Genomic DNA, 15,106 nt, shown 5'->3' on the forward strand with positions numbered 1-15,106 from the left:
GCCCCCGGCCTGGCTAGAAGGATGAGCGAATCTCGATCGCGACAAACCGGTTCAGGGGGGACGCATTTGTCGGATCGTATCCCGCCAGGCCATAGACCCCGTCAGACGGGGTTTGCGGGGGCGCTTCGTCGAACAGATTGATGACCGACAGGCTGAGCCGGGCGGCGCGAAGCCAGGCCGCCTCCCCGAAGCGGACCTCCTGGGTCAGGCTGAGATCGGCCGTGGTCCAGGCTTCTATGGGCACCGCTGCCTCGGTCCCGTCGGTCTGATAGGCATCACTATGATTGAGGAAGAGATTGGCGCTGAGCCCGTCCCGCGACCAGCCGAACTGCCCACGCACTTTGAGGTCGACCGGATTGAGATAGGTGTCGATCGCCGGAACCGCCGGTGTGGAAGCGGCCGCCTGCTGGGTGAAGTCCAGAATATGGTTGAGATTGAGGCTGGCGGAGAACTCACCCCACTCTGTCTTCGTCTCATAGTCCAGCTGGAGATCAATTCCGCGCGTCTCGGTCCGGGCGAGATTGCGCACGACATTGACATTGTTGATGATGCCCACCCGATCCAGGCTCGCATCCATCAGCACGCCGATCGGGCGCTGAAAGGTCGCGACCAGAGCCTCGATCTCCTGCGCGGTCGGATAGAAGATCACGCTGCCCTCCGGGAAGGCAGACGGGTCTTCCCAGGCGATATTCGGCGCATGAAAATCCAGCAATCCATTCGGGACCGGCGTCGTGCCCAGCCGGTCCTCGAATTCGATATCATACCAGGACCCACTGGCCCGCCAGGCATGAGGGCCGCGCCGGAGGGCGGCATCAAAGCCCAGGGTGAACGTCCGGGAGGTCTCCGGGTCCAGGTCCGCCTGCGTGCCGAGTATCTGCATGTAATCCATGTCGGCCAGGCCCGGATCGGGCGCCTCGAGTCCGAACAGGTCGAGAATGAATTGATAGGGCAGGATCTGGCCCGTCCGGCTGACCGAAAAGGCCCGGCCAAGTGCGGGCGGCGCAAAGGAGGTGCTGTAGGAGCCGCGCAGATTGAGCCCGCCGACCGGCGACCAGAGCAGGCCGAGTTTGGGATTGGCGCTGCTGCCGAAATCGGAATACTCATCCAGGCGACCGGACAGGTTGAGTTCGAGCCGCTGCAGGCCGGGCCGCGCAGTACCTTCCCCAACGAGCGGAATCTGGACTTCGCCGAACAGGGCCGCCACGTCCCGCTCGCCTTCCGCACTGATCCGGTCCCCGAGGATTTCATTGGCAAAGGATTCCTGCCGGATTTGCGCGCCCAGCGCCGCCTTGAGCGGCCCGGCTGGCAGCTGGATCAGATCGCCGCTGATCCGGGCATCCACCGCCCAGACATCGGAATCGGTCTCGATCCGGCTGTCGGAAAAGGGCAGATCATCCACGCGGTAGACTTCGCGGCGACGCTCCTCATTGCGCACTTGGCTATAGCTCGCCTCCAGCGAGACCAGCCAGCCGCCCGGCAGGTCCTGGTCTGCCCCGAGAGCCAGGGTCAGGCCCTCCGATCCGCTGCCGGAATGTTCCACCGTTCCATTGCGCCCGAATTGCGAGCGATGCGTCGACCGGTCGGAATAGAGCAGCGTGGCATCCAGGCTGAGCTGCGCGGTCACATCCTGCCGACCGGCCAGCACCAGACTGTCCCGGCGCTGCTCCGGCAGGAGATCGAACAGGGCCGGATCCGGCAGGTCAAACGCGTCGCTCGCCCCGTCGAACAGGCCGATCTCCGGCCGGTCGGCCAGGGTGAGGTTGCCGCGATCGAAATATTCATAGGTGGCGAGCAGATTGCCCCCCGACCAGCTCCGCCCCAGCGTCTGGCTGGCGCGGATCTCCTGCATCTCGCCGGACGTGACCTGTCCATAGCGCAGCGCGGTTTCGGCGCCGTCGAAATCATCGCGCAGGATGAAATTGATCACCCCGGCCACGGCATCCCCGCCATAGATCGACGAGGCTCCGTCGGTCAGGACTTCCACCCGGTCCAGCGCCGAGACCGGGATCAGGGACAGGTCGACGAAATCGCCAATCTCCGAGGTCGGCGCAAGCCGGCTGCCATTCAGCAGGACGAGCGTGCCACGCGATCCGAGCCCGCGCAGATTGGCACTCGCCCCATAGGTGTTGTTGGCCCGGGAATTGGCATCATTGGGCAGGCCGACCGAGGTGAACTCACTGGAGCCGCCCCCGAAATTCTGCGGCAGGGCCCGGATGAACTGGTCGATCGTGGTGACCCCGCTCCCCAGGATATCGTCATGGTCATAGACCTGCAGGGGCGAGGTTTCCGGGGCGAGGCCGCGCAGGCTCGTGCCGGTGACAAGGATCGTGTCTGCGATCAGCCGGTCGGCCATTTCGGTTTCACGGGCTGCCGCTCCGGCCTCCGAATCGGGACTGGACGGCTCCCGCGCGGGCGCCGCCTCCGGGATCCGGGCGGGCTTTTCCTCCCCCTTCTTCCGGCGGATCACGAACACGCCCCCGGGCCCGGACATGGCTTCAAGCTCTGTCTGCGACAGGAGTTGCGCCAGCGCGTCCTCCGGTCTGAGCGTACCCGTGAGCGTGTCAGCTCTGTATCCCGCGGTCAGCTGCTCCGAGAACAGGACCGGTGTGCCCGCCTGCGCGGCAAACTCCCTCAGAGCGGCGCTCAGCGGGCCGGCCTCGATCTGTATGGGCACGGACAAGGCCGCATCCGTCTCCTGTGCGCAGGCAGGCTGCGTCCCGGCCAACAGGCTGGCAAGCAAGCCAATGGCCGCTCCCCGGCCCAATGTTCTGGTAAATGTCACGGATCCCCTCCGGTCGTCTCCGGCCTGCCCCATGCAGCCCGCTACCCGGGACAACAAGCCTGACCGAAGAGAGGGTATAATTAAGGGGGAGGGCCCCTGCGCGGTGGAGCGGCTTGCGGTGAGACTCCTTTGTTCGCCGACTTCCGTGAGCCTGCGCCGCCTCAAGTCTGGCTACGCCGATACCCTTCGCCCAAGCGCCCAACGCATTGAAGATTTAACCCGACTTCATCTCATATACCGGGTAGAATGGGCTCTTTCATAGACACCCGCATGTCTCCTCCGGAAGCAACAAAACCGGCTTTGAGCCAATGGGATACCGCGTGGGCGAACTCCTGTTCGATCCAATCTCGTCCGGGCTTCGGCTGCACTTCGCTTCGAACTGCCATCAGATCGCGGGCGTCAAACGCTGATTTGAGACGTTCCAGGCGTGCCAGCGCCGCTTCGAGACGCCGTGTGGTGACAGGGAGGTTTCGGACCAGAACCGAAGGCGAAGCGTGACGTCCTGAACCAGGCCCTCTGCCGAAAAGACCCGATTCCCGGCGGTCATACGTCCCTGTTCCCCGCCAGCCAGAAGGGTGGCGACGCGTCTGCGCGCCCTGTGCGAAGGCGTCCTTCTCCATACGCACAAAGATCGGGCGAGGCACCGGCGTCAGATAGACGCGAGCAACGGGCCGCATGAGAAAATGGATATCCTGCTTCAGCGCCGCCTTCCGGAAAAGTCTCCGACGCCGAGTCGCCATGTCTTCTGAAGTCCCCGCCAGGTTGGATTCGTGGTTCCTGACCACGGAGGAACTATCCTGTATGGTCTCGATATCACTTGGCACATCATTCCTGGTGAGCGCCGAAACCTTGATGGAGGTCTCCAGCTCATGAACGTCTGACTGTTCGCCAGGTGAGACCATCGCGGCAGTCGTTGCCTCGCGCGCTTCGTCCGGTTTGGTCTCTACGGTTCTCTGGTCGACCTGGCAGGTCAGATCTCCCAACCGCAAATATTTCCTTTCTGACGTCTGAGTCAGCAGCTGAGCAACGCTGCCACATTCGATACCCTCATAGGTACGCACACGTACATCGTCATCCACCTTTCCAGAAATCGAAAAATACCCCTCTCTGTTTGTGACCGCCAAATCGCTGGATGTCTGGACGATGGCATTTGCCAGTGGACGCCCCTCTGAATCCACAATCCGACCGATCGCAGAAACAATGTAAGAAGCCTTCCACGTCATACGGACCACATTCCCCGGATACAGCGGCACTTCGCGCGGAGTCAGGTCGATGTCGAATGGTGGCGCCCCCTCGGGCACGAGGCCCACGCGGGCATTTGTCAGAGAAGGAACAAGAATGGAGGCACTTTGCCCCACCCGCACGCTGGTACTCTCCTGGCTTCCCACGATGACCTTGAACCGACCTTCGCGAGGATGATTCAGGTCGTCTGACTCCGGAACGTCGACAAGCACGGCCGCATTGCCGAAGCCAAGCGTTCCAACATGCAATTTGGAATCCCCGTATATGAAGCCCGTTTGAATATTGGATGCCAGAAATATTTCTGCTTCATCGTCGTCTCTGGCCCGGGAGATCCCGGCGGCGACATCCACTTCACCCCGCCGAGACGCCGCGACACCGTCAAAGATCAGGCTGGTGTCCCCATTCGAGGTGCCCGCATTGACATTACCGCTGACTGCCGCCCCAAGATACTGGCCGGAGCGCGTATAGCCGAGGATGGCCAGTGGATCCGTTCTCGTCGTGGCATCCGGGCCAGTGTCGAATTTCGAATAATCGAATCCTGCGCTTCCGTTCACACTGGCGTTTCGTTCAACCGATCGACGAAACGTCAATCGTATTCCCATGCGTGTTTCCTCATTGGAGGAGACTGCATCGAACGCAAGAATTCCATTTCCGAACCGGTTGTTTCGGAACGGACGCGTATAGCTCAGCCCAAAAGTCTCCCTCTGAGACGCCAGGTCACTTTCCGAATACCCGGCGCGGAGGCCTAGGGATCCACCATAGACCGGCATCGACAAGCTTCCGAAGACAGACCGCTCAGACTGAAAGAAAGGTCTGTAGATATCGGGGTCATACCGATCGGTGTCGACAAGTGGATGTGCTTCTGTCTGTCGGGCACTGATCGAACTTATTACATCACCTACACGGAAATTCACGTTCGCGACGGCGCTGTACTGATTGTCAGGTCCGAGCGCAAGAGCCGCCACGGCGCGCAGGTCTCCCCGATAGATCTGGAACTCCGCTTCCGGATAAATCTCGCCATCTACGGCCGTGACCCCGATAGTTGCCGCTGTCGACTGCGACAATCGTCTCGTGGCTGAAGCCGAGATGATCGATTCTCCCGTGCTCTCTGGCAGAAAGTCGGCCTGCCCGGTCTCATCTGCCGAATACAGCCCACCTTCTGTGGCCCTCACACCTGCCCGAAACGTGTAATTGGTTTCACCCGGTGGGGGCAGGTCTGGCGTCTTGGAGAAGGTTCGTGTCTCGTCAAGAATAATCCCCGAAGCATCACGCGCGACAATTCGGATCGGATAGCTGCCGATCGGCAAATTGTTCGTATCGAGGATCTGAAGACCGGCTGGATACTGTCTGGCGGAAATCAGAGTTCCGTTCCTGTATATTTCAACCCGGCTCGCCGTCGGCAAAACCACATCTACCGGCGTACCACTGCTCTGGTCGCGTGACCTGTCACGTCGATCGAAGGAGGACACTTCCGCGCCATAGAACATGGAGGAATCCAGATTTGCCGATCCCTCCTCCTGAATGAGACCCCCGGCTACCCGAACTTTCGAAAAATAGTGTTGAGCATAGGCTTCCTGCCACCGGAATCCCCGGGAATCGTCAGCATTTATTCTGGAAACCACCGACGTTTTCTCAAGGCTGGCATATGTGTCTAGAACAAGCCCGAATCGCGTGCTGTCACTGGCTTGTGAGGAAGACGAAATACTTCCGGCGATATTCTGGATAAGTGAAGGTCCGGAAACAGGATTTCCCAACAGGATTTCACGCTGGGGTGCGCTGGACAGGAAATCCCGTCCCAGAAACAGGTTTATGCGGAATCGCTCAGGGTCAACCACAATACCGCTCTCGCCCGCCACGAGTGTGCCACACCCCGTCTGATCACCGGGAAGACATCTGAGGGCTTCGTGCGAATCCAGGGGCTGGGAGAGGAGCGCCTCGACTTTGGCTGGCAATACGTCCGGCAATCGCAATGCAATTTCAGCCGGGTTGCTGAACACAAATTTCCCGCCATCCAGTGTGCCCTCATACAGGCCCATTCGTTTGTCGAGATAATATATATCGAAGAAAGTTTGGACCGGGCCATCCAGATCCTCGAACCCCTCAGGTGGCGCATATTGCACACGGGTTGGCTTGGGTGCCGAAGCGCTGGCGGGAGGCGGCACGGATATACCGTCCTGGAGCTCGGTCCGTCCATTCTGGCCTTCACGGCGCGTACTTTCCGAAATCAGGATCGGCGCCTGAACATCAAGTGTGGAAGCATGCGCCAGAGGGGTCCGGACCAATAGCAAGGGGACCCCCGTCAGAAACGTGGTCCACCGAATGCATCTCAACCAGGATTGGGTGCGAAGCTTACCCTCAACTGTCTGAATGGTCTGCCCCCGCGCAAAGCCCTGGTGTGAATAAAAGCCGGATCAGTTGGAAGCGACTGAAACACTCAATTGGTCTGCATAGCTTCCAGAAACGGCGCCCATCGCATCCTTTTGCAATAACCGTACCGTCAGCACGCCGACATTGGACGGTACCAGGCAATTACTGCTGCGCGACGTTTCTCCCCGAAACGAGAATATCGGCGAATTCCGAGAGATCACACCCGTTTGTACTCGGCCATTGATCTCTATGGTCACCTCATAGGGAATAATTGTCTGGCCATTGAGACCGCCGGTCATGGAGGCAACGTCCAGCACAAAATGGCCTGTGGCACTTTCAACGCAGAAAGTGTGCTGCAGGCTGACATCGCCGCGCCCCCTCCAGTCAAGATGTCCCGGCATACTGGACAGAAAACGCACGGTGGGCACAGAATGGGAGTCAATATCGGCCCGAGCAATCCGGCCCTCTGCCAGCACGCAGAGTCCCACCAGTACCAAAGACCTGAAACCCAGAAGCGACATGCGCCTACCACCCGATATGAGCCAGGGGCGCCGCAAATCCGGACGCCCCTGTCTCGAAGAGATTATGTCGCGCTTGCGACCAGAGTGATCGAACCAGCATATGTGCCGGCATTGGCGCCGAGAACATTGTCTTTGCTGAATGTGATCTGCAGACGGGTATTGTCACCCGTATCGGAACAATCGCCTGTATCAGGGCGGGCCGCATTCCATTCGGCGGATGAGAAGCCGGACCAGTTGTCGCCAGGGCCGACAACGCGATCAAGGTTGCTATCCGTTACTTTCATCGTGAAAGCGAGTTCGGAACCGTCACCCGCATTGGTCACAGCCCAGGCATTCGAACCGTATGCAGGAGCTGGAGTGCCAGTGGCGGAGATCGAAAAGCTGCCAGCGTTCGATACGTTGGAGTAAACACAGAACATCTGGTTCTGATACGTGTTCGGCCCCGACTGGTTGAAGAAGGCTTCATTCAGATCGAAATTGACGTCATCCAATCCGGAAACGCGAACAACAGGTGCTACATCGGCTGTTATGTTGACCGTATCAGTCGAGGTTGCACCGAACGTGCTGTCTTGCGCTTGAGCAGCAGAAGCAAGCATCGCAGCCGCCCCAAAGCCGATCATAATCTTCTTGATCATTTATGTCTCTCCATGTGTTGAGCTGGGAGGAACAATTCTTCGCCCCCACGCGACATAATCATTAACGACATGTTAATCGCAAGGGCGGTTTTGGAGATTTCGTTACTTTTGGTTGATTTTTTTCCGGACGATGATCGGCGTTAGGCGCGGCGCCTGTTGTATTCGCTTCAGAGGCGAAGGGACGAGAGGCAGGCGAGGCTCCGCTAGAAGCTTATTTGCTTCGGAGGCGTATGTGTCCGCTCGCGAGATACGAATCGAACCCGAGCCCCTGGCTCCGGAAGGTCGAACGTGATCGCCGCACCGGCATACAGTCGCGTGTCAGGCAACGTTACACAATCACGCGGCAGCTCTCCTTCCGGACAGGCCTCGCCGTCAATCAGCAAAATATTCGTATTCCCGATATTGCGCAGCGTAATCTGCTCTTGGGTCCGCTCCGGGACGATTTGTGTGGTCGCCCCATCCGGCCTGACTATGACAAGCAGATCATAGGCCATGAGAACAACCAGATTGGCGTCTCGGTCGTCGCCCTCGGCATTGTCCACTTCAATTGCACCAATCTTGGGGGTAACACGAATCCGGTAAACGCGATCGACCGATAGTTGATCATTGATGGACACTATTCTGAGCGCTCTGAACTGTCCTGGTTCCAGAACCAACCTGTTTGGAGAAATCAGAAGACCAAGATCCTGCGGATTCTGATACTCTTTACGCATTTCATCATCGCGCCCGGCATTCACGATTTCGGCGGGCTCGACCGAGATGTAATATCGACGGTCACTATCGTTTCGCAGCAGAACATCTTCACGCCCCGCTGAATTGTTCTCGAAATCCATCCAGAGTTTGTCGACGGTCAATTGAGCATGCGCTGTCAATGGCGCTGCGGCCAATGCCAGACCTGCCAGCGCCCTCTTGAAATATATACTGGAAAACCATCTCAGGAGGCCAGCCTGGCGGGCTGCCAACCAACGCCCATGAATCTTGATCATGATTACCACTACCCGATCTGTCAGAAGCGATTTGGTATCAAAACAATCAGGGTCTCACAAGCGGTCTCTCAACGCGAACTACGAGCGTGATCTAGATCGCCGAGAATAGTATTTGTGTGTCCGCTTTTGCACCCCGCAGGACGCTGGCTGGCAAGGGATAGACGTATGTTGTCAACGCGCCGTCCGCTTCGTCAATGCGGCCTTCCAAACCTGTAGCCACACCATCGGAAGTCAGGTGCACATCCACCCGACTGAGCTCTCCACTCAGAACAGAAAGCTGCTTGGTTTCATCGCCGCCAGCATTCCTTGTTGAAATCACGCCCACCATAAATCCCTGGCCTTGTGAAGACACCGTCCAGGCACCAGTCGCTCCGGATGCTTCGGCCTCCATTGCCTCAGCAAGGGGAGGAATAGTGATAGTAATGGTCGAAGTCGCCGTCGACTCCGTTTCCGCCCGTGCGGTCTCGGGAACCGCAAGCGCAGCTGCGCAGGCGACAAAATAGAAAATTGATGCGCGCAAAGGACTCTCCCTGAACCCTCCGCACGATAGGCGTAGAATGCTAAAGTAAAATGAAGATACATGGACATATTCGTAGCGGCGGTCACATATGTCATTTCGCTCCTTCCTCTGTTGCGGAGTGTCACTCATTCCACCGCCGAACTCCCCATCCCAGGCCACGCATTTTTTGAAAATGCGGTGTTCCAGGGTTGGGGCGGGAACAAATCCCTTCCGATGCCCATCTCGCGCTTTCGGCCGCTTCCTTAACTGCACGTCGCTTGGCGCTCCATGCCGCCGGACAGGCGCCGTCTGCCAGCTTCTATGAACTCCAGTGACCACGTCATGCCGCCTCGCACCTATGAGGCGGCATGACGGTCGCAGGCAAGATGGTTCTGGGCGCGCGCGGTTTGCGGCTTAAGGGTTAGTGCGGTCTGGCGAGATTACAGAACAGTCTCCAGTTCTCGATCAGCCGCGCAAGCCATCGATGATTTCACGGGCGGGGAGTTCGTTACGAAGCTTGGAGTAGAAGCTCAGAGAGAGTCACCAGAGCGCGTTTGACTACTTCAGGACGCAATCCAGCACTGAAAGGTGAAACGCACTCCACGGACTCCTGAGAGCGCAGTCGAAGCTAAGTAGAGAAGTCTTAGGGATCGCCGCCCTCCTCCACCCGGGTGCATTCAATATCGTCGGCTCAAACCGTCGAGAAATACCCGTACTTGGAACTTCATAGCGCTTCTCTGAATGACTGCGAATAGATCACGGCATTCCGCCGACAAAGCCGCTCGTGTCATCGTTTCGAACAAGCGCCAACCGGACACCTACATGTCGGCATCCAGAGCGTGGACATGCAAGATGCCTGGCAACTTCATCCAGATACACATCCCGGTGGTCCACCTTGATAAGGAGGTGCGTTGGGCTTTGCAGCCAAGTGTGCAAGCACCTGATACACGTTGCCTCCAGGAACTGGCTTTCGTCCAGATCCTTCAAGCGCATGTCCGTCAGCCAGCTCACCAGAAATCCTCCGCACTAGGGATGCGTGTGAACGCAATCTTGCCTCCAGTGAACCCGCCCGGAGGCGGCGTCCATTCCCCCAAAGTGACCACACGTTTTCCAAACTGAGTGTTCAGCCGGTCTATTGTTTGGGTAAGCGTCTCCCAACGCTGGCATTCTTGATCATCGTCTGTGAGCAGGTCGAGTTGGCGATTTTTGGCAGGGACCAGATCAAGCAGTGTCACCCCTACACGGATGATATTCGGCCTGCGTCCAATCTGTCTCCGGGCGCGCTCCCAGATCTTCTTCAGCGCGGCCAGACAAGCGTGATCGTCATGAACACTCGGAAGCGTATGTTCTCCAAACCAGCCTCCTCCGCGAATATCGAGCCACAGGTATAAGCGGCGGGCATAATACCCTTCCCTACGCATCCGGCGTGCAGCCTTCATCAACAAGAGACGTGAGCACCCCTCCGCCTTGTCCGGCGTCCGCCAACCCGGTGGCAGCACGCGCCCATGCCCGTACATGCCGCGAGACGTTGGCACAGATTTCACATCATAGCCGTGAAGCGCGTACCACATGCGCTCGCCATTGACGTTCCCCCAGAGACTGCGGAGTTGCTTGGGCTGCGTTGCCAACAATCCCTGCATTGTGGTGATACCGGCTCGCTCCAATCGCACCTGCAAGCGAGCGCCAATCCCGGAGATGTCTTCTAGTGGCACCTTGAGCAAGGGCGCGGGCATCTCGTCTGGATGCCAGATCGTCGTGCCATTCGGCTTATCCATCTTGCAGGCGGTCTTTGCCAGGAGCCGGTTCGCCGCAAACCCGATCGAGCAAGTGATATACGGACCGACATTCTCAGAAATGCGTTGCTTCAATCGATCCGCCAGGTCTCCCGGTGCCCGCATGTCCCCAGGATCCAGACGACAACAAAGTTCATCAATGGATTTGACGGTCTCTATCGGTATCTCGCAGGCGATCTCGTTCAGCAACGTGTTGTGCGCCCGGCGAAACAGATCCGGTCGTTGCATCACCAGCACGATATCGGGACAGATCCGGCGCGCCTCCGGCACAGGCATGACATTCTGGCATCCCATAGCCTTGGCTTCCTTGGAACAGGCGATGACGACGGTGCTGTCGGCCGCATCGCTCTCGAACGGGATCACCCCGACCGGTCGGCCTCGCAGGGCGGGCATGGCCTGCTGCATGACCGAGGCAAAGAAGCCGTCAAAGTCTAAGTACAGGCTCTCGATCGTCTCGGGTTTTCGCATCTTCGTGTCTCCCTTCTGGAAAACACGACAAAGAGAACGAAACAGGAACATGCGTCAAGCGCTTGCTAATAGTTTCAAGACGAATTTCACTGCTTTCATGTGTAACAGATATGCCCAGTGGGGCTCCGTCTCGGAGATGCGCGCTTTCATGCGGTTGCTGGAACGCGAGCTGGTGACCACCCCAGCGACAGACAACCTCATTCCCCAGGAAAACATCTATCCTGATCAGGATGCGCCAATCATACGCAACCATGAGAGCGGGAGTTGTGAACTGGCGATGCTGCGGTGGGGCTTTCCGCCGATCCCCAACCAGCGCCAGCCCATCACCAATATCCGCAATCTGGAAAGTCGCTGGTGGCGAGACGTGAACCGAGAATGGCTGATGTCACCGGAGTATCGTTGCCTTGTCCCCTTCACAGCGTTCGCAGAACCAGTCAGGGACTCGACATGGTTCGCAGTGCCAGACACCCCGATCGCGTTCTTTGCTGGGATCTGGCGCCCCTGGTCTGGGGAACGCCTCGCTGAGCAACCTGGGAAATCCCGACGCTCAAGGGAAGAGCGGGACTGGGAGCTTTACGCCTTCCTCACGACCGAGGCGAATGACGTGGTGCGCCCCGTGCATGAAAAAGCCATGCCTGTCATATTGCATGATCCAGACGAATGCCTCGAATGGCTGGGTGGGGGCGAAGACAGTTTGCACCTTCAGCGCCCGCTCCCAAACGATGCACTTCAAGTCTTGGATGACGACTAAGGATGGTGCGCGTAGCATCAGCTACAGCGCTCTGAGAGACTCGTACAGCGTGGTTTCGAGATTTGGGTGGATCTCTCTCAACAGAAGGTAGTCGAACGCGCTCTACGGACTCCGTACAGCACGATGTAGCAAGCTTAGTGAGATCCGATTGATCTAACTGAACAATCTCACCCTAGGGCCGGACGCTGTCAGAATTGGTTCTGCTCGGAGTACCTGCATGCGCCAGCCGACAGGTGAAATTCCTAGTACAGTATTTTTCGATCTATAGACTATTCCACATTTGTGCATGAGTGAGCTCCAATACTTTGGCTCAGAACTTTTTGCAAATACCCGTGGAATGAGGGATTAACGCGTAGCAAATTGTCCAGACCACCAATGTTTACAGCGTTTTCGTCGGTTCTGATTATTCCTCGACCGACTTGGAGATAGTTGGGTCTCAGTCGGCAGGGAAAATTTCGTTTACCCAACTTCCCTATTGGAGGGGTGGTCGCATTTGAGCCAAAGATCGTGAAATTAAAAGCCGGCCTTAGGTGCGGGTACTTCTTATGTCTGAGAGGGGCGCAAAAGCGGTCGTTAAGGTCGTGGAGGTTTGCCGTCCCAAACATCTTTATTGTCTGTTGATCCGGACTGATAACTCACTGTTTGATCGAGTTTGTCCGAAGTGACCGAACCGAAACCGTTTTATTTTTAGAATTCTCTTGTTCAAACAAATGCGCAGTGCCGCCGAAAACGGAAAACGTCTCGCGCAGGGCGATTTTTTTGTTTTCATCTGCTTCTTTCAGCAGGTGAGAAATTGTCATCAAGATCCACGAGCACAAATCCGTATCCTGAAGGGCTTTGCGAAGGTTCACCGGTGAAACAACTTTGATCTTCTGTATATAGCGCATGATGCCATCGAAAGTCGCCTTGGGCGTTGTATCGTTGTTATACTCAACCTTGGCAGAGATCATTAGACGTCTTGCTTCTTCTCCCAGCTCAGAAAAAAGAACGACACCTTCAAAGTCGTCACTCGACATCCAATTTTCATGGGCCAGCACGCATCGCAGCTCGTAGATATCACGGAACAGTTTTTGTGCGTACTCAAAAACTGTTGCGATGACTGGATCAGGCGTTTTGTACTCGAAAGAACACAGAAACTCCATTCTGGCTTTAGGGTTTGGATTCTCAGCTAACGCGGTTTTGCTGGATCGAATTTCTGGACCGTGCGACGCATATATCACTTCCTGTATCAAGCTCTGCAGATAAGAACACCGACCAATTACAAGAGATGTGAGGTGACTAAAGTCCGTCGGCAAAACAACATTGGTGCCGGATCTTGTGGAGATTTTACTCCGGTCGGAAATGCGAGAGTAATACATAGACATCAGACCATTAGGTAATGCCTATCGGCACAACTTCCTAGATCCAGAAGAGTATTTCGATTGGCGACGTGGCCCCATGAACTCAGGCAGTTCTTAGATGCGCGCCTTTTTCAAGAATCAGCAATCTCGTTTGTCCGGTTTAACTCGCAAGAAAGAAGCCGCCGAAACGCTAATGTCTGGTTTCGGGATGAAGTGGTCGTTGACTATTTCCGACTGACAACACGATGAACCAGCAATCACGGCCCCGTCGCATAAACTTTGGTGCTGAAGTCAGTCACACACACGTCACACAACTTGTCACACAAACAGAATGTAGTATTGACGGGAACTTATGTTTTTTCTTGTGACATCAGGGGCTTAACAGATAACTCAGTAAGCTGGCGGAGAGGAAGGGATTCGAACCCTCGATACGCGTTAACGTATACGCCCTTAGCAGGGGCGCGCCTTCAGCCACTCGGCCACCTCTCCAGCGCGGAATATGGGGTCTAGAGAAACCCAATCCTGATCGCAAGCCCCTGAGTTCGGTGGAGCGGTCAAAATCTCTTGTCCTGGCCCCCGCTGGGCACGCCCCGCACCGCACTGCGTCCTATGTGGGGTTACGTATGGCCCGAGCCGCGCTCTGTGCTAATCTAGGGATTGTATCCTGCCAGAGACCCCCACCATGATGACCGATTATTTCAAACCTGTTCCATTTGATCTCTTCAAGTCCGACAAGAAGGCATTCGGCGATGCGTTGTGTCAATCCTTCCGGGAGACCGGCTTTGCAGTGGTGTCGGGACATACGGTCGATCAGGGCGTCATTGATCGCAATCTCAAGGCGACCAAAGGCTTTTTTGCCCTGCCGGACGCAACAAAGCTGAAATATGACGGACGCGAAGGCGGCGGCCAGCGCGGATACACCGCCTTTGGCACAGAGAACGCCAAGGGCAATGCCCATGCCGATCTGAAAGAATTCTGGCACACCGGCCGCGCCCTGCCGGAGGACAGCCCCTATCGCGACACCATGGCGGATACGCCGAGCGTTTCGGAAGTCGCGACCTTTGACGCAGCAACGCGGGCATTGTTTGATGCACTGGACGAGATGGGCCGGGAAATCCTGGAGGGCGTCGCGCTCCATCTCGGTCTCTCCGAGAGCTGGTTCGACGACAAGGTCAATTTCGGCAATTCCATCCTGCGCCTGCTTCACTATCCGCCGCAGCAGACCCCGCCACCCCAAGGCACGGTCCGTGCGGGGGCGCATGAAGACATTAATGTGATCACACTGCTGCTTGGCGCCGAAGAAGCCGGACTTCAGGTCCTCCACAAGTCTGGCGAATGGCTGGACGTCAATCCGCCGGCCGGCGCGCTGGTGATCAATTGCGGGGATATGCTGCAGCGCCTGACAGGCGGGGTCTTGCCATCGACCACGCACCGCGTGCTGAACCCATCGCCAGAACGCGCAAAATTCCCCCGCTATTCCACCCCCTTCTTCCTGCATTTCAATCAGGATTACCTGATCGAAGCCCTGCCCGGCTGCGTGGCCGAAGGGGGCAAGGCTGAAGCGCCCATAACCGCTCAAGATTACCTGATGGAGCGCCTGCGCGAGATTGGCCTCGTCAAGGCTTAGCCTTTACGCTGACCCACGCAATTGTGTCAGCCTCAGACCGGCACGACGGTTTGTAGACACCAAAATGTTAGCGTTGACATAAATCGCCACTCCCC

Annotated in this window: 10 protein-coding genes and 1 tRNA gene; 2 read left to right on the forward strand and 9 right to left on the reverse strand. The window is 57.3% G+C overall.

Features of this window, described 5'->3' with window-relative positions; all coding sequences use genetic code 11:
* Window positions 1-13: 13 nt before the first annotated feature.
* The 7 genes from V7660_RS06475 to V7660_RS06505 all read right to left on the reverse strand — a co-directional run bounded on the left by V7660_RS06475 (window position 14) and on the right by V7660_RS06505 (window position 11,293).
* On the reverse strand, window positions 14-2,782 hold the full coding sequence (locus tag V7660_RS06475; RefSeq protein ID WP_335602309.1) for a TonB-dependent receptor: 2,769 nt from the start codon (window positions 2,780-2,782) through the stop codon (window positions 14-16).
* 230 nt (window positions 2,783-3,012) lie between these two features.
* The gene (locus tag V7660_RS06480; protein ID WP_335602885.1) at window positions 3,013-6,060 is read right to left on the reverse strand and encodes a TcfC E-set like domain-containing protein; all 3,048 of its coding nucleotides are present in this window, start codon (window positions 6,058-6,060) and stop codon (window positions 3,013-3,015) included.
* Window positions 6,061-6,435: 375 nt separating this feature from the next.
* A complete protein-coding gene (locus V7660_RS06485; RefSeq protein WP_335602310.1) occupies window positions 6,436-6,912 on the reverse strand; it encodes a hypothetical protein in 477 nt (158 codons plus the stop codon).
* 62 nt (window positions 6,913-6,974) lie between these two features.
* Window positions 6,975-7,547 carry a hypothetical protein gene (locus V7660_RS06490; RefSeq protein WP_335602311.1) on the reverse strand — a complete coding sequence of 191 codons (573 nt, stop codon included), beginning with the start codon at window positions 7,545-7,547 and terminating at the stop codon, window positions 6,975-6,977.
* Window positions 7,548-7,750: 203 nt separating this feature from the next.
* Window positions 7,751-8,533, reverse strand: coding sequence for a hypothetical protein (locus V7660_RS06495; protein WP_335602312.1), 783 nt, complete (start codon window positions 8,531-8,533; stop codon window positions 7,751-7,753).
* A gap of 91 nt (window positions 8,534-8,624) precedes the next feature.
* Complete coding sequence (locus V7660_RS06500) at window positions 8,625-9,053, reverse strand: hypothetical protein (protein ID WP_335602313.1); 429 nt, start codon at window positions 9,051-9,053, stop codon at window positions 8,625-8,627.
* A gap of 986 nt (window positions 9,054-10,039) precedes the next feature.
* On the reverse strand, window positions 10,040-11,293 hold the full coding sequence (locus V7660_RS06505) for a Y-family DNA polymerase (protein ID WP_335602314.1): 1,254 nt from the start codon (window positions 11,291-11,293) through the stop codon (window positions 10,040-10,042).
* Between the two features lie 97 nt (window positions 11,294-11,390).
* Between V7660_RS06505 and V7660_RS06510 the strand changes: the two genes are divergently transcribed.
* A complete protein-coding gene (locus tag V7660_RS06510) occupies window positions 11,391-12,044 on the forward strand; it encodes an SOS response-associated peptidase (RefSeq protein ID WP_335602886.1) in 654 nt (217 codons plus the stop codon).
* 635 nt (window positions 12,045-12,679) lie between these two features.
* On the opposite strand, the gene V7660_RS06515 is transcribed toward V7660_RS06510, so the two are convergent.
* Both V7660_RS06515 and V7660_RS06520 read right to left on the reverse strand, forming a co-directional pair.
* A complete protein-coding gene (locus tag V7660_RS06515; RefSeq protein WP_335602315.1) occupies window positions 12,680-13,408 on the reverse strand; it encodes a hypothetical protein in 729 nt (242 codons plus the stop codon).
* Window positions 13,409-13,783: 375 nt separating this feature from the next.
* Window positions 13,784-13,873, reverse strand: a tRNA-Ser gene (locus V7660_RS06520).
* Window positions 13,874-14,069: 196 nt separating this feature from the next.
* Between V7660_RS06520 and V7660_RS06525 the strand changes: the two genes are divergently transcribed.
* Window positions 14,070-15,011 carry an isopenicillin N synthase family dioxygenase gene (locus V7660_RS06525; protein WP_442910033.1) on the forward strand — a complete coding sequence of 314 codons (942 nt, stop codon included), beginning with the start codon at window positions 14,070-14,072 and terminating at the stop codon, window positions 15,009-15,011.
* The last annotated feature ends 95 nt before the right edge of the window (window positions 15,012-15,106 follow it).

This window comes from Hyphomonas sp. (genome assembly GCF_036964145.1).
GTDB lineage: Bacteria > Pseudomonadota > Alphaproteobacteria > Caulobacterales > Hyphomonadaceae > Hyphomonas.